Raw genomic sequence first — 18,667 nt, 5'->3', positions numbered from 1 at the left:
GGCTGCCAACACCACGCATCCGATGAGTCCTAATGCGAGGACCTTCGGCCATCGAGAGAAGGATTGAACCGGCATAAGCACCTCCAGGGAAGGAAGGGTGGCTGCTTTGAGGAATGACAAACCTATCTGGCAGCGCTGGCGCGCCAACTGCCCCTCACGTCCGAGCCAATGGTGACCCGTGCCGAACCGTTGGTGGGAGGTGACTCCTACAGGACCGCCGCCCGACTGGGCGCGAAGTGCTGCGGCTCCCACGTTGAAGACCCTTCACCATCATTCCCAGGAGCTTCGACTATGCAGATGCGCGTCTGGCGTGCGTTCTCCATCGTGCTAGCGCTGCTTGGCAGCCTGTCGGCTCACTCCGGGCCCTCTCCCGCTGAGGCAGCCGGGGGTGCGCAGCTCGCCGAAGAGCCCGTGGGATGGGGGCCCTGCAGTCACACGGCCACATCCCTGGAATACTCACCCGACGCGGTGGTGCTCGATCCGGGCGAGCTCGTGCGTGCGGAGTCAGGCCTCATCTTCAGCGCATACAACGGCAAAGGCGGGCTCGATCTCTGGAAGAGCATCGGCCCCGAGCGAGCAGGCACCTTGCGAGTGAAGGACTTCACCCCCTTGCTGGCAGACCTGAGTCCCCTGGAACCCACCCGCGTGGGGACTCGCGTCTTCTTCACCGCCGAGGCTCCAGAGCATGGGCGGGAGCTCTGGGTGACGGACGGCACTCCGGAAGGAACCCGGGAGGTGAAGGATCTCTGGCCCGGCCCGATAGGCTCGTTCCCGCAGTCGCTGTTCGAGTTCAATGGCCTGCTCTACTTCTCCGCGGTGGACGAGAAGAACGGCCAAGAGCTGTGGCGCAGCGACGGTACGGCCGAGGGCACCTTCCTCGTGGAGGATCTGGAGCCTGGCGTGGAGGGCAGCTCGCCGCAGTCCCTGACCCTCGGGGGCGGGGGTTCGCTTTACTTCGTCGTCGAGCGTGGCAGCTACCGGGTGTTGATGTGGAGCAATGGCGAGGCTGGCGCTGTCGAGCTGTTCCGCGTGGATGAGATGAACACCCTGGAATCCCTGACGCTCGTGGGCCGGCGGCTGTTCTTTCTCACGGCCTCCATGCACGACCACATGACCGAGCTGTGGATGACGGATGGAGGGCAGCCCGTGCTGCTGAAGATGTTCTCGGAGGTGCACGAGCTGGCAACGATGGGCGGACGCCTGTACCTCAGCGCCAGCTCGATGGAGGACCCGGCGGGAGTGGAGCTCTGGCGCAGTGATGGCACTGCGGCCGGCACGCTCCGGGTGAAGGACCTTCGGCTGGGCGCCGAGGCTTCGATGCCTCAGAGCTTCACGGTGCTGGGGCGGCGGATCTTCTTCTCCGCGGACGACGGGGTGCATGGGCGCGAGCTGTGGGTGAGCGACGGCACGGCCGCCGGGACGCAGCTCTTCGAGGATCTCCTCGTGGGGGAGATGGGCTCGTCCCCGGAGGTGCTGACGGCGATTCAAGGACACTTGTTCTTCTACGCGAACAAAGAGGGGAGCGGCCGGACCCCGTGGATGAGCGACGGCACGATGGAGGGGACGCTCCCCATCGAAGGCCCCACGGCGGAGGCGCACACTTCAGAGATGCAGGCCTTGCCCTCCGGTGAGTTCATGCGCTCCGGCTGGAATGTCTTCTTCACGGCCGAGGATGGCCCGCGCGGCCAGAAGCTGTGGGCGCTGCCATTCCGGCCAGCGGGCCGCTGCCCGATCGCCACGCCACCGGCCCCATAGGCGGCCGTTTTCTTGCCAGGTCCCCGTTTGCCTCTACCTTCGCAACAACCTGCTTCATCTTGGAAGCAGGCTGTTGCGACACCCGAGGGGACCAGATGAGCGACAAGCGGAAGGCGAAGCGGGCTCCAATCGACATCTATCTGAACAAGTACATGGGCGGAGTGCCCTACCTCACCCGCGCCTCCGACATCAGCCATGAGGGCCTGAGCCTCGCGCAGCTCATCGAGCCGCAGCACCACGCCCGCCGGGTGGGCCTCCAGTTCCAGCTCCCGGGCTCGGAAGAGGTCATCTACGCGGAGGGCGAAGTTGTCCGCGAGTGGGCCCAGTTGGACGCGTCTCGCAACGAGCGCTCCGGTGTGCGCTTCACGCTGCTGACCGAGCGGCACCGCCGGATGATCGACGCCTACGTGAGCCGCGCTCAGGGCAACTGACACGGCGCGTTGTGGCTGCAGCCCCGGAGGGTGAGAGCCATGAGCAGGCGGGCAGGTTTCCTATCGGAGCCTGCCTTGACTTCCCGGGAAGCCGGTCGATTGAATGGCCCGCCATTCAGTCGCGTCGCCTCGCCATCCGGTGAGGTACGGAGGCCCCCCGTGAAGCGCTCGTTGTGGATGCTGGCCCTGGTCGTGCCGCTGTGGGCCTCGGCCCAGGGAAAGGACGCCAGGCCTGAGACCGGGGTGAACTGGGAAGGACAGCTGCTCCGGGCCACCGGCGCGGGCGCTCCGGACATGAAGGCCTCCAACCCGGCCCAGGCGCGGCTGGGCGCCGAGCGCGCGGCGAAGATGGACGCGTTCCGCAACCTGCTGGAGCAGGCCAAGGGCGTGCAGATCAGCGCCGGCCGCACGGTGGGTGACGCCATGGGCAACGAGGAGATCCGCGGCCGCGTCGAGGGCGTCGTCCGCGGCTTCAAGGTCGTCAACAAGCGCTACTACTCGGACAGCGGCGTGGAGATGGATGTGGAGGTGCCGCTGGCGGCGCTCACATCCGCGCTGGCGCCTGCCCCAGACTCGGGCATCGCCGTGAACACACAGGGCGAGAAGAAGTACACGGGGCTGGTGGTGGACGCACGAGGCCTGGGCGCCAAGCCGGTGCTTACGCCGAGGCTGCTGGATGGCGCGGGCAAGGCCGTCTACGGGGCCGAGGCCCTCTCCGCGGAGGCTCGCAAGACGGCGGCCGTGGCCGCCTGGTTCAAGAGCGTCGAGGAGGCCCAGAAGAGCGCGCTGGTGGGCGAGAAGCCGCTGGTGGTGAAGGCGGCGCAACTCCAGGGCACGGATCTGGTGCTGGCCGAGGACGCGCTGAAGAAGCTGATGGAAGCAAACGCCTCGTTCCTGGCCGAGGGCCGGGTGGCCATCGTCACCCCGTAACCCCGAGAGGTCTCCCATGCAGGCGCTGAAGCTGACGGTCCTCACGTGGATGGTGGCCGCGGTGGCGGTGGCCGCCGACGCGCAGCCCGAGTTCGTCACCCAGGAGGTGACGGGCGAGGCCGCCATCGTGGACAACAACCGCGACAAGGCCTTCCAGGAGGCGAAGAACGCCGCGCTCCGGGACGCGGTGGAGGTGGTGGTGGGGGTGGCGATCTCCTCCACGACGCTGACCTCCAACAGCCAGCTCATCACCGACAAGATCCTCGCGAAGGTGGACGGCTACGTGCGCGACGTCCAGATCCTCGAGAAGAAGGAGGAGCGCGGGGTGATGAAGGTGAAGGTCCGGGCGCAGGTGGGCTCGGGCCGGATCGACAAGGATCTGCAGGCCATGCAGGCGCTGGTCCAGCAGCTTGGGAACCGCAAGCTGGTCATCCTGCTCTACGAGCAGACCGTTACTTCCGATGCGAAGTCCATCGAGAGCCAGACGATGAGCACGGTGCTCACCGAGACGTTCTCCCAGGATGGCTGGACGATCATCGATCCCCACTTCGCGCAGGGAAAGGTCCGGCTGCAGCCCGGCGCCACGGCGCTCTCCACCGCCGAGGCCAAGGAGCTGGGGGACCTGACGCAAGCGGATTACATCCTCTACGGGAACGTGACCTACCGGTACCACGCGCCGCAGGAGGGAGGCCTGGTGCCGGAGCTGGACGCGCAGGGCAAGCAGCTCGTCTTCTTTGTCAGCGGTGAGTACAACCTGGCCTTCTTCGCGACGGACAGCGGCACGCAGATCGCCAAGGTTGCTGGCAAGTTCAACCGGAACCCGGGGCAGACCGGCAAGAAGAGCGTGCAACAGACGATCTCCTACGATCAGACGGCGAGAGAGATCACCGATGAGCGCAGCCGTGAGATCATCGAGTCGGTGCGAGCGCCGATTGGCGAGTACCTCCGCAACGCGATGTTCAACGGCAGCCGGGTGGTGGTGAGGCTGAACGGAGGCGTGGACTACGCCGCCGTCCAGGGCTTCATGAAGGTCCTCTCGCAGTCGGTGAGCGAGGTGCGTCAGATGGGGCAGGCCACGCTCAAGGATGGCAAGGCCCGGTTCGACGTCACCCTCGTGGGCACGGCGGACACCTTGGCCGAGGCCGTCAGTGGGAAGACCTACCAGGGAAAGAAGATCAGCGTGACGGGCGTGACGGGCAACACCCTCGAGATCACGCTGGCGCGCTGATGCGTGGCGGGGGCTGGCTCACGGTGGCACTCGTCACGCTGGGCTGTGCGGGGCGCCAGGAGGAGTCCCCGGCGATGGCGCAGGCCCGGGAGCTGCTGCGCAAGGCCGAGTCGCCGAGCGGCGACGTGGTGCTGAGGTGCGAGCCCGAGGACGCCGAGGTCATCTTGGATGGCGTCACCCGGGGGCTGTGCAGCGACTTCCGAGGGGCGCCTCGGGGGCTGCGGGTGGGCGAGGGGCTGCACCAGATCGAGGTGAAGAAGGAAGGCCACTGGCCGTACACCACCTATATCGACCCCCATGGGACGCGGGCCGTGCTGAACGTGCTGCTTCAGCCGATGGGGAGCGACATTCCCGAGCGAGGTACTCCGTGAAGGCATGGCACGAGTCAACCGTGGGCAAGTGGGGCGTTGCCGCTGCCGCGCTGCTGCTGCCGGGCCTGGCGCTGGCGAGCATCGGATCGGTGACGGTGCTGGAGGGCACGGCGACGCGGACGAACGGAGGCCAGACCGTGGCGCTCCAGGCGGGCTCGGAGATCGAGCTGAATGACACGATCGAGGTGGGGGCCGCCTCCAACGTGAAGCTCACGCTGACGGACGAGAGCGTGCTCATGCTGGGCGAGCGCAGCCAGCTCATCATCGACGAGGCCACGTTCGAGGGGCAGGAGCGCAAGGGCTTCGCGGCGCGGCTGGGGCTCGGCAAGGTCTGGGCGAAGGTGAAGAAGGCGTTGGCGGGCTCGGACTCGAAGTTCGAGGTGCAGACGGAGCGCGCGGTGGCCGGGGTGCGCGGCACGGTCTTCCGGGTGGACTACGGCGACACGGCGAAGGCGATGATCCCGGCGCAGAAACAGCGGATGATCGTCCGGGTGGTGGAGGGGCGGGTGGTAGTGACGCAGGAGGTCCGCAAGGCCATCCAGGGCAAGCTCCCCTCCGGATCGGAAGGGAAGAAGGGTGAGCGGAAGCAGGTGGCCGGGCCTCAGCAGGTCTCCGAAGAGGAGTGGGAGAAGAACTTCATCGAGCTCCAGAAGAACCAGCAGGTGGTGGTGGACAGCGAGCTGAAGCCCGCCAAGGCCCAGGCCCTGGACGCGAGCGCAATGAAGGACACGTTTGGCCGTTTCGTAGAGCGCAATCAGTAGCTCTCTGAAGAGGAGTCTCGTCATCGGACGTCGCAAGAAAGGCAGTACTCAGGAGGCCTCGGCTCTCACCCCGGTGGAGCCTCCGGCTCCGCCACTCCATGCCGTGCCAGCGCCGGCAGTTCCCGAACTGCCAGAAGAGGCGGCCCGGCGGATCGATCTCACCTGGTCGCTGGTGATGGTGGGAGCGCTCGGGCTCGTGTTCGGGCTGTTGGCGGTGTTCGGCGGCGTGGCGGTGCCGGTGTTGCTGGCGCTCACGGGCGCCTACGTCTTCAACCCGGTGGTCAGCGCGCTCGAGCGGCGTGGGCTGAACCGGACCTGGGGCACGACCATCGTTTTCGGAGGCTGCACACTGGTGATGGTGGGCGCGGTGCTCTACCTCATTCCTGTTTTCCAGGAGGAGGCCGCCAAGCTGCCGGAGTTCTTCCGCCAGGCGAGCACCCAGGTGGTTCCCCAGATCGAGGCACTGCTGGGGGTCTCGGTGCCGGAGTTCGTGAACCAACGGACCGCGGAGCTGGGCGCCAAGGCCTCCGAGCTTCTCCAGAGTGCGGGGCCCGCGGCGGCGCGGCTGGCGGCGAGCTTCGCGGGCAACACCGCGCGGTTCATGGCGACGCTGCTCGGGCTGGCGGTGGTGCCGGTGCTCGGGTTCTTCTTCCTGCAGGACTACCCGAAGCTGATCGGGCGGGTGCGGGACCTCATTCCCCGGCCAGCGGTGGGACTGGTGCGCCAGCGCTTCTCTGAGGTGGACGACGTGCTCTCTGCCTTCGTCCAGGGCCAGCTCACGGTGGGCTCCATCCTGTCGGTCATCTACAGCACGGGGTTGTCCATCGCGGGGCTCGACATGGCCATCGTCATCGGCGTCATCACGGGGTTCGGGAACATGGTGCCTTACATGGGGACGGCGATGGGCCTGGTGCTGGCGATGCTCGGGCTGATGCTGTCCTGGCAGGGGCCCTGGCAGATCGCGGTGGTCGCGGGGACGTTCCTGGTGGCGCAGCTCTCGGAGGGGCTCGTCATCACCCCGCGCATCGTGGGCGAGAAGGTGGGGCTCCGGCCGGTGACGATCATCATCGCGATCCTCGGCTTCGGAGAGCTCTTCGGCTTCGTGGGCATCCTGCTCGCCGTACCCGTGAGCGCCATCCTCAAGGTGGTGCTGCGCGTGGTGGTGCTGCGGTACCAGAAGACGCGGCTCTACATGGGGGAGGCCGCCAAGCCGTGAGCGCCGTCGCCGCCGTGCTGGTGACGCTCCTGGCCCAGGCTCCGGCTCCCGCCGAGCCCCTGTTACCCGGGTATCGCCTGCACCTGGTGGTGGACGAGTCCGTGGAGGCGGATGACCTCAGGGCGCTCGTTGGCAGTGGGACGGTGCTCTGGCTGCGAACTCGCTCGAACACGCTGAAGGACTCCACGATCGAGGCCCTGGCCCTCTTTCCCGAGGCCTACGTCCAACTCCGCACGCCTTTGAAGGAGGAGCACCTCCGGCAGCTCCGCAAGGCTCCTCGCGTGGGGGCATGGCTGGACGCTCAGACGCTCACGGGGCCGGGGCTGCACTGGCTGGGGCCTCGGCGGAGCGCGGTGGAGCTCCGAGGCCCCCTCGATGCGGAGCTTGTCCGGCGGTTGATCGTGCTGCGGCCCGCGTGGAGCCTGTGGACGCCGGGCGCCTCGGACATCAGCTTGGAGGCCTGGGGGACCTTCGCTCAGCTTCCTGGGCGCAAGCTGCTCACGTGGGCCGGAACGCTGGGGCCCGAGTGTCCAGAGCTACCCGAGCGTGGGGCCCTGGCCACGATCTCCCTCCGGGTGGAGGAGGGGACAAGCCATCAAACTTGCGGCCTGGGGCGCCGGGTTCTCATAAAAAGCCCTCCCGAGGAGGTCCCGCTGGGACCCTTGCTCAGGCGAGGTCCCGCTACGGAACTGGAGCTCCCCATCGGGCCTGGAGCGAATTCTCTGGATCAGGCACGCGCCTGGGTCCGGAAGCTGGAAGAAGCGGTGAGAGGTCAGCGCAGGTGACGAAGCTCGAGCGACTGCATGCGGACATCACCCAGTGCCGGGCCTGTCCTCGGCTCGTGGAGTGGCGTGAGGAAGTCGCCCGGGTGAAGCGCCGCGCATACCGGGAGTGGACCTACTGGGGCCGCCCGGTGCCTGGCTTCGGAGATCCGCGCGCTCGGCTGGTCATCGTGGGCCTTGCCCCCGCGGCCCATGGCGCCAACCGGACAGGGCGGCTCTTCACGGGCGATCGCTCCGGGGACTTCCTCTATGCGGGGCTATACCGGGCGGGGTTCGCCAACCAGCCCACGAGCCAGCACCGGGACGACGGACTCACGCTGAAGGGCGCCTACATCACTTGCGCGGCCCGCTGCGCGCCCCCGGACAACAAGCCGCTCCCGGAGGAGCTGGCCCACTGCGGCCCCTTCCTCGATCGGGAGCTGGCGCTGCTGCCTGCCCGGGTCTTCCTGGCGCTCGGGGCCATTGGGTGGAACGCGGCCCTGGTGGCGCTGGCTCGGACGGGGGTGGTCCTGCCCACGCCCCGGCCTGCCTTCGGACACGGCGCGGAGGTACCCCTGCCGGGCGGGCAGACCCTCGTGGGCTGCTACCACGTCAGCCAGCAGAACACGCAGACGGGCCGGCTCACGCCCGCGATGTTCGACGCCGTCATGGCCCGGGTGCGGCAACTGTTGGCTACCGCGCCCCCATGAATCGAACGGGGTCAGGAAGACATGCAGCCCGCGTCCATGTTTCCTTGACAGCTGCGGGAGGCCACTGCTATTCCCGCCGCGCCTTTCGGGCACGGGTCGTTAGCTCAGCGGTAGAGCACTACCTTGACACGGTAGGGGTCAGTGGTTCGATCCCACTACGACCCATCATCAATGGAAGTCTCACAACGGGCGGCAAGGCTTCCAGCAAGCCTGCCGCCCGTCGCGTTTCGAGGTCTCTCACATGTCCGACATGATCACGGTGACGCTCCCCGACGGCAGCCAGAAGCAGACGGCCCGGGGAACGACTATCGCGGACTTCGTGCGTGACGGCATCGGAGCCGGTCTGGCCAAGGCAGCGCTCTTCGCGCGCATCAACGGCCAGGACGTGGATCTGGCCCGGCCGCTCACCGAAGACGCCAAGCTCCAGGTCTTCACCACCAAGAGCCCCGAGGCCCTGGAGCTCATCCGCCACGACGCTGCCCACGTGGTGGCCAGCGCCGTGCAGCGCCTCTTCCCGGGCACTCAGGTCACCATCGGCCCGGCCACGGAGGAGGGCTTCTACTACGACTTCTTCCGAGAGAAGCCCTTCACCCCCGAGGACCTGGAGAAGATCGAGGCCGAGGCCAACAAGGAGATCGCCCAGAACCTGCCCTTCGTCCGCTCGGAGATCTCCATGGACGAGGCGGTGAGCCTCTTCGAGGGCAAGGGCGAGAAGTTCAAGGTCGAGATCGTCAAGGACATCGCGGCCAAGGGCGCCAAGACGCTGACGCTCTACAAGCACGGGGACTGGGTGGACTTCTGCCTCGGGCCCCACGGCCCCACCACGGGCCGCATCGGCGTCATCAAGATCCTGTCCTCGAGCGGCGCGTACTGGCGCGGTGATCACCGCAACCCGATGCTCCAGCGCGTCTACGGCACGGCGTTCTTCGACAAGAAGGCCCTGCAGGAGCACCTGACGCGCATCGAGGAGGCCAAGAAGCGCGACCACCGCAAGCTGGGCAAGGAGCTGGACCTGTTCCACTTCCACCCGTACGCGCCGGGCTCGGCTTTCTGGACGCCCAAGGGCACCTCGCTCTACCAGACGCTCTCCAGCTGGATGCGCCGCCTCACCTCCGAGCGCGGGTACGTGGAGATCAAGACGCCGCTGATGTTCAACAAGGGCCTCTGGGAGACCAGCGGCCACTGGGGCAAGTACAAGGAGAACATGTTCCTGGTACTCGACAACGAGTCCGGCGAGCACGACTTCTCCCTCAAGCCGATGAACTGCCCCTCGCACCACCTGTACTTCGGCTTCAAGAAGCACAGCTACCGCGACCTGCCGCTGCGCTTCCACACCCAGGACGTGCTCCACCGCAACGAGGCCGCGGGCTCGCTGGGTGGCCTCACCCGCGTGCGCCAGTTCGCCCAGGACGACGCTCACATCTACTGCATGGAGAGCCAGATCGGCGACGAGGTCCGCCGCTTCGTCGAGTTCCTGGACCACGTCTATAACGCCGTGGGCCTGAAGTACTCGGCCAAGTTCTCCACCCGCCCCGAGCAGCGCCTGGGCGATGACGCCACCTGGGATCGCGCGGAGACGGCGCTCGAGGGCGTGCTCAAGACGCTCAACGTGCCCTACGAGGTGAAGGCCGGCGAGGGCGCCTTCTACGGCCCGAAGATCGACTTCGACGTGTCCGACAGCATCGGCCGCAAGTGGCAGCTGGGCACCATCCAGCTCGACTACCTGGCCGCTCAGCGCTTCGACCTGTCCTACGTCGGCGAGGACAACGCTGAGCACAAGCCCGTGGTGCTCCACCGCGCCATCTTCGGTTCCTTCGAGCGCTTCATCGCCATCCTCACCGAGCACTTTGCAGGTGCTTTCCCCACATGGATGGCGCCGGTGCAGGCGACCATCGTCACGGTGGCGGACCGTCAGCTGGAGTACGCGCGGAAGGTGCGCGACGGGCTGCGGGCCAAGGGCTACCGGGTGGAGCTGGACGAGCGCGGCCAGACGCTGAACGCGAAGATCCGCGAGGCGCAGATCCAGAAGATTCCCTACACCCTGGTCATCGGAGACAACGAGGTGGAGGCGGGCGCCGTGGCCCCCCGCAAGTACGGCGGCGAGGACCTCAAGAGCATGAAGCTGGACGCCTTCGAGGTGCTGCTGGCAAAGGAGGCGGGGCTACCGTAGGTGTCGTGTGAGGTCCGGAAGGTGCTGACCTCTCTTGACTCCCTGGTACAGAAAAGTATGGTGCACCTCTTCCAAGAGAGCGAGGCAGGCCCAAGCTCTCGTATTTGGAGGGTTCTGCCATCGTCCGCGATCAAAGAACGAACCGCCGTATCCGCGCTCGAGAGGTCCGCGTTGTAGGACCGGCAGGCGAGCAGCTGGGAGTCTTATCGATCGAGCAGGCGCTGGATCGCGCTCAGTCCGAAGGGATGGACCTCGTGGAGGTCAACCCGATGGCCAAGCCGCCGGTCTGCAAGATCATGGACTACGGCAAGTTCAAATACGAGGAGAAGAAGAAGGCCTCCGAAGCGAAGAAGAAGCAGGTCGTCGTCCACCTCAAAGAGGTGAAGCTCCGCCCGAAGACCGAGGAGCACGACTACGAGTTCAAGGTCCGCAACATCAAGCGCTTCCTGGAAGAGGGCAACAAGGCCAAGGTGACGATCGTCTTCCGCGGCCGTGAGATCACCCACAAGGAGCTGGGCAGCGCGATTCTGGAGGACGTGAACAAGGACCTGAAGGAAGTGGCTGTGGTGGAGCAGCAGCCGCGACTGGAGGGCCGGCAGATGTTCATGATCCTGGCGCCGAACCCGAAGGTGGCGCAGCGGGCCCGCGATCAGGCCCGGCAGCAGGCAGAGGCGGCCGCGAAGGCCGAGGCGGCGGCGGGCAAGAAGCCCGAGGGCAACAGGATCGTGGTGGATGGGGTCAGGTCGGTGGGTGGCAAACTGGACGGGGAGCAGCAGGAGGGAGCACCTCCGGTGGCTCCTCCGCAGGGCGGGCAGGCACCCGCGGCGGCTGTAACGGGTGGGATGAAATAAGAAGTTTTGGCTGTCGGCTTCGGCTGTCGGCCTGTAACCAAGGGCCGAAGGCTGCAGGGCTGACGGCGAACCTAGAGGGAAGGACTGGGACAATGCCCAAGTTGAAGACGCGGAGTGCTGCGAAGAAGCGGTTGCAGGTGAAGAAGACTGGCAAGGTCAAGCACGGCAAAGCCTACGGCAAGCACCTGTTCACCCACGGCAAGACCCCGGCCCAGAAGCGGCGCAACCGCGGCACGGGTCACCTTCGTGACATGGACGCGAAGAAGGTCATCAAGGAAATGTTCCCCTACGGGGCGAACTAAGCAGAAAATCACCTGGACCCTGTCGGAGCGGCGTGAAGCCTGCGCCGCAGGTTCCCTAGCCTGAGCAGTTGAGGAGTGTGTCATGCGCGTCAAGAAGGGTTTCAAGGCTCGCCGCCGTCGTAATCGGATTTTGAAGCTGGCCAAGGGTTTCCGCGGCCGTCGCAAGAACTGCTACAAGCGGGCCAACCAGGCCGTGGAGCGCGCGCTGGACTACGCCAGCCGTGACCGCGCGGTGAACAAGCGGAACTTCCGCTCGCTGTGGATCGTCCGCATCAACGCGGCCGCTCGCGGCGTGGGCCTGTCCTACTCGAAGCTGATCGCGGGTCTGGCCAAGGCGAAGATCTCCCTGGACCGCAAGGTGCTGGCCGACATGGCCATCGCGGATCCCGCGGGCTTTGCTGCCGTCGCCAACATCGCGAAGGCGGCCTGATCCCACGCCCGGCCGTGAGGCCGGTGCACAGAGCGCTCGGGAGGCTCCGCTGAGAGCCTCGCGCGCGGGAATGAGTCAACGGGCTGCCCTCGCAGGGGGCGGCCCTTTTTTTTGCCCGTGCTCCTGAGGAGCGGGGCAGGGGAGCGAAGTCATGCGGGATCGCTTGCAGGCCCTCGCGGAAGCCGCGCGGCGGGACATCACCGTCGCCTCCGAGGTCTCCGCCGTGGAGACGTTGAGGGTGCGCTACCTGGGGAAGAAGGGAGAGCTGTCCGGAGTGCTGGGCGGCATGGGCAAGCTGCCCCCCGAAGAGCGCAAGGCGCTGGGCGAGGTGGCCAACCAAGTCAAAGCGGAGATCGAGAAGCTGCTCTCCGAGGCGCTCCAGCGTGCCGAGGAGGCCGCGCTCGAGCAGGAGCTCAAGGGCGCCAAGCTGGACGTGACGCTGCCCGGCCGCGGAGTGGCCCCGGGCAGCCGCCACCCGGTGTCTCGGACGATGGAGGAGATCTCGCGCACGTTCGCACGGCTCGGCTTCGAGGTGGCGGTGGGTCCGGAGATCGAGCTGGACTACTTCAACTTCGAGGCGCTCAACCTGCCCAAGGATCACCCCGCGCGGGACATGCAGGACACCTTCTACGTGGACGAGGCGACGCTCGGCCATGCGAAGAAGGCGGACAGCCCCGTGCTGCTGCGCACGCACACGTCCCCGGTGCAGGTGCGGCACATGCTGGCGCGCAAGCCGCCCATCCGCGCGATCATGCCCGGCCGTGTGTACCGGCGGGACTCGGACATCACGCACACGCCCATGTTCCACCAGGTGGAGGGCCTGCTGGTGGACAAGAACGTGAGCTTCGCGGAGCTGAAGGGCACGCTGGATGCGTTCGTGAAGGCGTTCTTCGGCTCGGAGACGCGCACGCGCTTCCGCCCGTCCTTCTTCCCCTTCACCGAGCCCTCGGCCGAGGTGGACATCTCCTGCACCTCGTGCGGCGGCAAGGGCTGCCGGGTGTGCAAGCAGACCGGGTGGCTGGAGGTGCTGGGCAGCGGCATGGTGCACCCCAACGTCTTCACCGCCGCCGGGTATGACCCGCGCGAGGTGACGGGGTACGCGTTTGGCATGGGCGTGGAGCGCATCGCCATGCTGCGCTACCGCATCGATGACCTGCGGATGATGTTCGAGAACGACGCGCGCTTCCTGGAGCAGTTCTGAGCGGCGGTTCGACTCACTCACGCAAACCGGTTGGATGAAGTCCGGATTGAGGGCTGACCTGTGAAGATTTCGGTGAAGTGGCTCGGCGATTACGTGGCGCTGCCGGCGTCGGTGGATGAGCTGGCGCGCAAGCTGACGGCCGCAGGGCTGGAGATCGAGGGCCTGGATCGCCCGGGCGAGGCGCTGCGCGGTGTGGTGGTGGCGCAGATCAAGGAGTCCGTGCAGCACCCCAACGCGGACAAGCTGTCCGTGACGAAGGTGGACCTGGGCGGCCCCTCGCTGCTGCAGGTGGTCTGCGGCGCGAAGAACTACAAGGTCGGCGACAAGGTGCCGCTGGCCACCGTGGGCACCAAGCTGCCCAATGGCGTGGAGATCAAGCAGGCCGCGCTCCGAGGCGTGGACAGCTCGGGCATGCTGTGCTCGGCCAAGGAGCTGGGGCTGACCGAAGACTCCTCGGGGCTGCTCATCCTGTCTCCGGACGCGAAGCCGGGCATGCCGATCGCCGAGGCCCTGGGCCTGGATGACGTGGTGCTGGAGGTGAACGTCACCCCGAACCGGCCGGATGCGCTCTCGCACCTGGGCGTGGCTCGCGAGGTGGGCGTCGTCACCGGCGCCACGTTCAAGCCGCCCGAGCCCAAGCCCGCAGAGAAGGGGGGCTCCACGGCCGAGGCGATCAAGGTGCGGATCGAGGATCCGGCGCGGTGCCCTCGGTACGCGGCTCGGATCGTCGAGAACGTCACGATCAAGCCCTCGCCCCAGTGGATGCAGGATCGGCTCAAGGCCTGTGGCGTGCGCGCCATCAACAACGTGGTGGACGTGACCAACTACGTCAACCTCGAGTACGGCCAGCCGCTGCACGCCTTCGACCTGGAGAAGCTGGCGGGCCGGGAGATCGTCGTCCGCTGCGCGAAGCAGGGCGAGAAGATCAACACCCTGGACGGCAAGGAGCGCACGCTCGACGCGGACGATCTGGCGATCTGTGATCGGGATCGGCCCCAGGCCATCGCCGGCGTGATGGGCGGCGCCGACAGCGAGGTGACCGAAGGCACGAAGACCATCGTCCTCGAGTCCGCGAACTTCCAGCCCTCCAGCGTGCGCCGCACCTCCAAGCGCCACGCCCTGCACACGGAGGCGTCGCACCGCTTCGAGCGCGGCGCGGACATCGACGCGGTGGCTCCGGCCATCGACCGGGCCGCCCAGCTGATCGCGGAGCTGTCCGGGGGCACGGTGGCCTCGGGCCGCGTGGATGTGTACCCGAGCGCGAAGCCGGCCCGGCGCGTGTCGCTGCGCTATGGGCGGGTGGAGACGTTCCTCGGCACGGCCGTGCCCGAGGCGGAGTGCCGCCGCATCCTCGGGGCGATCGGGTTCAAGGCGGTGGAGGAGGGCGCCGGGCAGACGACGTTCGAGGTACCTCGGGCTCGCGTGGACGTGGAGCGCGAGGAGGATCTCCTGGAGGAGATCGCCCGTGTGTACGGCTACGACAACATCCCCGCCCGGCTGCCTCGCGGCGTGGCGGAGCTGGCTCCCGAGCCCGCCTCCGCCGAGGCCGAGCGGCGGCTGCGCCAAGCGCTCTCGGGCGCCGGGCTGAACGAGGTGGTGAACTACTCGTTCGTGGCGCCGAAGAGCCTGGAGGTGCTGGGCGGGAAGGACGCGCCGGTGGCGCTCATCAACCCGCTCAGCGTGGAGCAGTCCGTCATGCGCACGAGCCTGCTGCCCGGGCTGCTGGAGAACCTCTCTCGCAGCGTGCGGCACCAGGTGGAGCGGGTGGCCATCTACGAGACGGGCCGCGCCTACTTCCGCGATCCCGAGGGCGGCCAGGGCCGGCGCCCGGCCACGCGCGAGGTGCCTCGGGCGGGAGGGCTCGTCTGGGGCCTGCGCTCCGGGCGGACCTGGACGCAGAAGGACGCCCAGATGGACTTCTATGACGCCAAGGGCGCCGTGGAGGCGGTGCTCCACGCCCTGCACGTGGACGGGGTCCGCTTCACACCCGCCGAGGCACCGGCCTGGCACCCGCGGGCCTGCGCCCAGGTGCAGCTGGCCGATGGCTCGGCGCTCGGGTACGTGGGCGAGCTGCACCCGCGTATCACCAAGGCGCTGGGCCTGCCCCAAGGTGTGTTCGCCTTCGAGCTGGACACCGAGCCCCTGTACGCGGCGGCCCGGCTGGTGCCCGAGTACCACTCGCTGCCTCGCTTCCCGGCCGTGCTCCGGGATCTGGCGGTGGTCGTCCCGGTGGAGCTGCGGAACGACGAAGTCCGCCGGGTCATCCTCGAGGTGGGCGGGGCGCTGGTGGAGGACGCGCTCATCTTCGACGTGTACACGGGCAAGCCCATCCCCGAGGGGAAGAAGAACTTGGCGTACGCCATCCGCTACCGCTCTCCCGAGCGCACGCTGACCGATGCGGAGGTGGGCGAGGCCCACCAGCGGATCATCTCCGAGGTGAACCAGCGGCTGGGCGGCGCGCTGCGCTCCTGAATTCCTGAGTGAAGTCAGAGGGTTGACACGCCTGTGGGAAGGCTGCCAGCATCCACGGCGTTTACCGCTGAAGGGGTCCGAGGCACCGTATGACGAAGGCGGACATCATCGAAGGCGTCTACGAGAAGGTGGGCTTCTCCAAGAAGGAGTCGGCCGAGATCGTCGAGCTCGTCTTCGACACCTTGAAGGAGACGCTGGAGCGCGGGGACAAGATCAAGATCTCCGGCTTCGGGAACTTCCAGGTGCGGCAGAAGAAGGCGCGCGTGGGGCGGAACCCGCAGACGGGCAAGGAGATCGAGATCTCGGCCCGTCGGGTGCTGACCTTCCGGCCGAGCCAGGTGCTCAAGAGTGCGCTCAATGGCGAGGCCCCGCCGGAGAACCACGCGGAGATCGACGCGCGCGAAGAGGAGGCGGACGACAACGACGAGTTCGAGTCGGACGATCAGGACTTCGCCGACGAGGCGGACGGGAAGTAGGGGCGTCCGCCGGAGGTTTTCTCACGGTCGCCAGCGGCTCGTGCTTGACGCTGGAGCCATGTGGGGGCATAAGAGCGGCCCGTTTCCGACGGGCAGTCCCGGGGCGTAGCGCAGCCTGGTAGCGCACTTGCTTGGGGTGCAAGTGGTCGCAGGTTCAAATCCTGTCGCCCCGACCATCGAAGGCCCTGGAGTTTCTGGCGAAAGCCGGTGACTCCAGGGCCTTCACCTTTTGGAGCCCCCGGGCTCCAGCGCTGTCAGCCAGCAGACAGAATGGAGGAGTCGGCCCTCGGTGAGCACGTGCAGGGCGGTGCGGGAGACGGCGTCCGAGGTCATCCCCAGTTCCTCCGCACTACGCTCACCGTGCGTGCCCGCCACCGTCACGAGTTGGAGGAGGAGCCGCCGCGCCGCCTGCCGGATCGAGTCCCGCGAGCACCCCGTCCGCGTGCCGGGACAGCGCTCCCGCCACACCCCCCATCTGCTCGAGCGAGGCCCAAGTGATGGTGCCCTGCGCCGGGTTGTGCCGCGCCCACCGCTCGGCGAGCGCGAACTGGCGCAGGGGCAGGCTGCCCGCGCCGTGGGCAGTGGACGCCACCAGCGTCTGGATGAACTCCTCGGACTCGAACGCCACGCCCCGGTTGCGCGCCGGGTCGGTGATGGCCTTGCGCACCCCCTCGGAGGACATGGGGCCGAGGAAGTCCCCTGGCACGGCCAAGCGCACGCTCACTCCGGCGGACGGCAAGACGAGCTCGCCGAGCGCCGTGGCGAAGCGCGCTGCCTGGGAGGGCTTGGCCAGGGTGCTGAACTCCTCGAGTTGATCGACGAAGAGTAGCAGGCCGCGCGGCCCCGGATAGGCCTCGCGCAGCGCCTGCCCCACCGAGGCGGGGCTATCCGCGAACGCGGTGACGAGTTCTGACTCCTTGCAGCCCAGCAGCGGCGCGAGCGCGGCGGCGAGCGACTGGAGTGGCCGGGCTCCGGGCCCGAGGGTGACGGTGGCGATCTCTCGGCCCTCGTCCAGTGCCTGGGCGGCCACTCGGGGCAGGACGCCCGCGCGGCACAGCGAGGACTTGCTGGCGCTCAAGTCTCCCGCGATGAGCACCAGGGACTGGCGGCGCAGGCGCTCGAGTACGGCGCGGACGTCCGCGTCGCGGCCGAAGAAGAGCGCGCGGTGCTCGGACTCGAAGGGCTCCAGGCCCCGGTAGGGATTGCCAACGGTCAGCGGCGCGGGGCCGAAGATCTGCTCCAGGCGCTCCAGTGCCTCGGCCAGGAGCCCCGCGGAGGCAAAGCGCTCGGCCGGGCTGGGAGCGAGGCAGCGGAGGACGATGGCGGCGAAGTCCGGATTCATGCCCGGCTTGAAGGCGATAGACGGAGCGCCCTCGGAAGCGGGGGAGCCTGTGGAGGGCTCCGGGGGCGTGCTGGGAGAGAGGGCCTTGGGCGACGAGCGGCGGGGCAGGTTGCCCGTGCACAACTCATAGAGGGGGAGTCCGAGCGAGTAGAGGTCGCTCTGCGGGGACAAGGCCGAAGTCCAGCAACTTCACCTCGCCGCTCTCGGTGACGAGGACATTGGAGGGCTTGATCTCAGAGCGGGCCTTCAGGTCCTTTGGTCGCCTAATACTACCTAGTTAGTTGTGTGACGGCCGCGAGATGTGCTTACCTTGCGGGTAGGATGACTCTTGCATAGATGCGCACGCGGGGCTCGGAACTGTGCGAGTACATCGAGTCTATGGTTGCCGGAATGGGTCGGCCGGAGCGCCGCCGGGCCATGAGGCAGTACCAGCTGGGGCTGCTGCTGGACGGAGAGCGCCAGAGAGTGGAGCTGATGGCGGCGCGGTTGGTGGATAAGGAGGAGCGCGAGGCGATGCGGCAGCGGCTGCAGCAATACGTGGCGGTGGCTTACTGGAGCGATGCCGAGATGCGTCGGAGACTGGCGTTGAAGTTGGAGGAAGGAGTGCCTGGAGGGCACAAGGAGTTGCCGCCCGGAGCGAAACCGGTACGGCCTGCGAAGGTGGTAGGCAGCAACGGCCGCCCCCGCCTCCGCTACGTGGCCGAAGGCGTGGAGCCCTGGAGCATCGAGCATTTGGCCCGCCAAGTCCCCAAGGAAGAGTTCCACACGGTGGCCTGGCGTGAGCGCAGCCGCAGCGAGCAGTCCTCGAGATTCGTGGCAGTGCGTGTGCACACCACTGAGCGTTACATTCACTGCGCATTGGCCAGCGATGAGGTGTGGCTGCTGCTGGAGAAGAAGTACTACCTGTGCTCGCGGCCTCGCAGTACGCCACTCAAGAAGTTGGTGTACCTAGCCAAGCTGCGTTGGAGGGTGGAGCGCGACTACCAGGAACTCAAGGACGAGGTGGGGCTGGACCACTTCGAAGGCCGCACATGGCGAGGTCACCACCACCACCACGCCACCGTCTGCATGGTGGCTTATGGTTTCCTCGCCCTATGTCGGGCGCTTTTCTCCTCCGGAGGAGAACGCACTGGATTCTGGGCCAGGTACGTCGCCGCCTTCAGCACCTGTTGCAGCGCCGAACCGATCACTGCACGCTCTGCTTGCACCCCATCAGCTCCCGCGTTCCTCGGAGACCGTCGCGCATGTGATCACTTAGTA

General features: G+C 67.4%; 17 protein-coding genes, 2 tRNA genes and 1 pseudogene. 19 read left to right on the top strand and 1 reads right to left on the bottom strand.

The window, feature by feature from the left end:
• The first annotated feature begins 297 nt into the window (after nt 1-297).
• From DB31_RS08715 to DB31_RS08630, 18 genes are all read left to right on the top strand, one after another.
• On the top strand, nt 298-1,755 hold the full coding sequence (locus tag DB31_RS08715) for an ELWxxDGT repeat protein (RefSeq protein WP_063769208.1): 1,458 nt from the start codon (nt 298-300) through the stop codon (nt 1,753-1,755).
• A gap of 95 nt (nt 1,756-1,850) precedes the next feature.
• On the top strand, nt 1,851-2,186 hold the full coding sequence (locus DB31_RS08710; protein WP_044185139.1) for a PilZ domain-containing protein: 336 nt from the start codon (nt 1,851-1,853) through the stop codon (nt 2,184-2,186).
• 159 nt (nt 2,187-2,345) lie between these two features.
• Nucleotides 2,346-3,116: an LPP20 family lipoprotein gene (locus DB31_RS08705; RefSeq protein WP_205628481.1), complete on the top strand. Its 771-nt coding sequence runs from the start codon at nt 2,346-2,348 to the stop codon at nt 3,114-3,116.
• Nucleotides 3,117-3,132: 16 nt separating this feature from the next.
• Complete coding sequence (locus DB31_RS08700) at nt 3,133-4,344, top strand: flagellar assembly protein T N-terminal domain-containing protein (RefSeq protein ID WP_044185133.1); 1,212 nt, start codon at nt 3,133-3,135, stop codon at nt 4,342-4,344.
• Nucleotides 4,344-4,715, top strand: coding sequence for a PEGA domain-containing protein (locus tag DB31_RS08695; RefSeq protein ID WP_044185131.1), 372 nt, complete (start codon nt 4,344-4,346; stop codon nt 4,713-4,715). Before DB31_RS08700 ends, DB31_RS08695 begins: the two co-directional genes overlap by 1 nt.
• Before the next feature lie 20 nt (nt 4,716-4,735).
• Nucleotides 4,736-5,476, top strand: a complete 741-nt coding sequence (locus tag DB31_RS08690) for a FecR family protein (protein ID WP_169787020.1) — start codon at nt 4,736-4,738, stop codon at nt 5,474-5,476.
• Nucleotides 5,477-5,579: 103 nt separating this feature from the next.
• Nucleotides 5,580-6,692 (top strand): AI-2E family transporter, encoded by a 1,113-nt coding sequence (locus tag DB31_RS08685; protein ID WP_240486594.1) that lies wholly within the window; start codon nt 5,580-5,582, stop codon nt 6,690-6,692.
• Nucleotides 6,689-7,477, top strand: a complete 789-nt coding sequence (locus DB31_RS08680) for a hypothetical protein (RefSeq protein WP_044185122.1) — start codon at nt 6,689-6,691, stop codon at nt 7,475-7,477. The genes DB31_RS08685 and DB31_RS08680 overlap by 4 nt, the downstream gene beginning before the upstream one ends.
• A complete protein-coding gene (locus DB31_RS08675; RefSeq protein ID WP_044185119.1) occupies nt 7,474-8,163 on the top strand; it encodes a uracil-DNA glycosylase in 690 nt (229 codons plus the stop codon). Before DB31_RS08680 ends, DB31_RS08675 begins: the two co-directional genes overlap by 4 nt.
• Nucleotides 8,164-8,256: 93 nt before the next feature.
• Nucleotides 8,257-8,328 (top strand) — tRNA-Val (locus tag DB31_RS08670).
• A 76-nt stretch (nt 8,329-8,404) separates the two neighbouring features.
• The gene (gene thrS / locus DB31_RS08665; protein WP_044185116.1) at nt 8,405-10,333 is read left to right on the top strand and encodes a threonine--tRNA ligase; all 1,929 of its coding nucleotides are present in this window, start codon (nt 8,405-8,407) and stop codon (nt 10,331-10,333) included.
• 104 nt (nt 10,334-10,437) lie between these two features.
• The gene (infC, locus tag DB31_RS46400) at nt 10,438-11,184 is read left to right on the top strand and encodes a translation initiation factor IF-3 (RefSeq protein ID WP_075305913.1); all 747 of its coding nucleotides are present in this window, start codon (nt 10,438-10,440) and stop codon (nt 11,182-11,184) included.
• Nucleotides 11,185-11,276: 92 nt separating this feature from the next.
• Nucleotides 11,277-11,486, top strand: coding sequence for a 50S ribosomal protein L35 (gene rpmI, locus DB31_RS08655; RefSeq protein WP_044185113.1), 210 nt, complete (start codon nt 11,277-11,279; stop codon nt 11,484-11,486).
• Between the two features lie 82 nt (nt 11,487-11,568).
• Complete coding sequence (gene rplT, locus DB31_RS08650) at nt 11,569-11,916, top strand: 50S ribosomal protein L20 (protein WP_044185110.1); 348 nt, start codon at nt 11,569-11,571, stop codon at nt 11,914-11,916.
• A gap of 151 nt (nt 11,917-12,067) precedes the next feature.
• Nucleotides 12,068-13,117 (top strand): phenylalanine--tRNA ligase subunit alpha, encoded by a 1,050-nt coding sequence (gene pheS / locus DB31_RS08645; protein ID WP_044185108.1) that lies wholly within the window; start codon nt 12,068-12,070, stop codon nt 13,115-13,117.
• A gap of 60 nt (nt 13,118-13,177) precedes the next feature.
• Nucleotides 13,178-15,589 (top strand): phenylalanine--tRNA ligase subunit beta, encoded by a 2,412-nt coding sequence (gene pheT / locus DB31_RS08640; protein ID WP_044185106.1) that lies wholly within the window; start codon nt 13,178-13,180, stop codon nt 15,587-15,589.
• A gap of 89 nt (nt 15,590-15,678) precedes the next feature.
• Nucleotides 15,679-16,065 carry an integration host factor subunit alpha gene (locus DB31_RS08635; protein WP_044185104.1) on the top strand — a complete coding sequence of 129 codons (387 nt, stop codon included), beginning with the start codon at nt 15,679-15,681 and terminating at the stop codon, nt 16,063-16,065.
• 99 nt (nt 16,066-16,164) lie between these two features.
• Nucleotides 16,165-16,241 (top strand) — tRNA-Pro (locus DB31_RS08630).
• Between the two features lie 179 nt (nt 16,242-16,420).
• Here DB31_RS08630 and DB31_RS08625 read toward each other — a convergent pair.
• Complete coding sequence (locus DB31_RS08625) at nt 16,421-17,578, bottom strand: nSTAND1 domain-containing NTPase (RefSeq protein WP_044185102.1); 1,158 nt, start codon at nt 17,576-17,578, stop codon at nt 16,421-16,423.
• Between the two features lie 165 nt (nt 17,579-17,743).
• Between DB31_RS08625 and DB31_RS51510 the strand changes: the two are divergent.
• Nucleotides 17,744-18,665 (top strand): annotated as a pseudogene (locus DB31_RS51510) (transposase).
• The last annotated feature ends 2 nt before the right edge of the window (nt 18,666-18,667 follow it).

This window comes from Hyalangium minutum, from assembly GCF_000737315.1.
In the GTDB taxonomy this organism is placed as follows: Bacteria; Myxococcota; Myxococcia; order Myxococcales; family Myxococcaceae; genus Hyalangium; species Hyalangium minutum.
This window is presented reverse-complemented; position numbering and strand designations above follow the sequence as displayed.

What these genes read in the sequence shown, in the direction of transcription:
- rpmI (WP_044185113.1), top strand. Translation starts at nt 11,277, where the DNA reads ATGCCCAAGTTGAAGACGCGGAGTGCTGCGAAGAAGCGGTTGCAGGTG.
- pheS (WP_044185108.1), top strand. Translation starts at nt 12,068, where the DNA reads ATGCGGGATCGCTTGCAGGCCCTCGCGGAAGCCGCGCGGCGGGACATC.
- DB31_RS08635 (WP_044185104.1), top strand. Translation starts at nt 15,679, where the DNA reads ATGACGAAGGCGGACATCATCGAAGGCGTCTACGAGAAGGTGGGCTTC.
- thrS (WP_044185116.1), top strand. Translation starts at nt 8,405, where the DNA reads ATGTCCGACATGATCACGGTGACGCTCCCCGACGGCAGCCAGAAGCAG.
- DB31_RS08710 (WP_044185139.1), top strand. Translation starts at nt 1,851, where the DNA reads ATGAGCGACAAGCGGAAGGCGAAGCGGGCTCCAATCGACATCTATCTG.
- rplT (WP_044185110.1), top strand. Translation starts at nt 11,569, where the DNA reads ATGCGCGTCAAGAAGGGTTTCAAGGCTCGCCGCCGTCGTAATCGGATT.
- DB31_RS08715 (WP_063769208.1), top strand. Translation starts at nt 298, where the DNA reads ATGCGCGTCTGGCGTGCGTTCTCCATCGTGCTAGCGCTGCTTGGCAGC.
- DB31_RS08695 (WP_044185131.1), top strand. Translation starts at nt 4,344, where the DNA reads ATGCGTGGCGGGGGCTGGCTCACGGTGGCACTCGTCACGCTGGGCTGT.
- DB31_RS08700 (WP_044185133.1), top strand. Translation starts at nt 3,133, where the DNA reads ATGCAGGCGCTGAAGCTGACGGTCCTCACGTGGATGGTGGCCGCGGTG.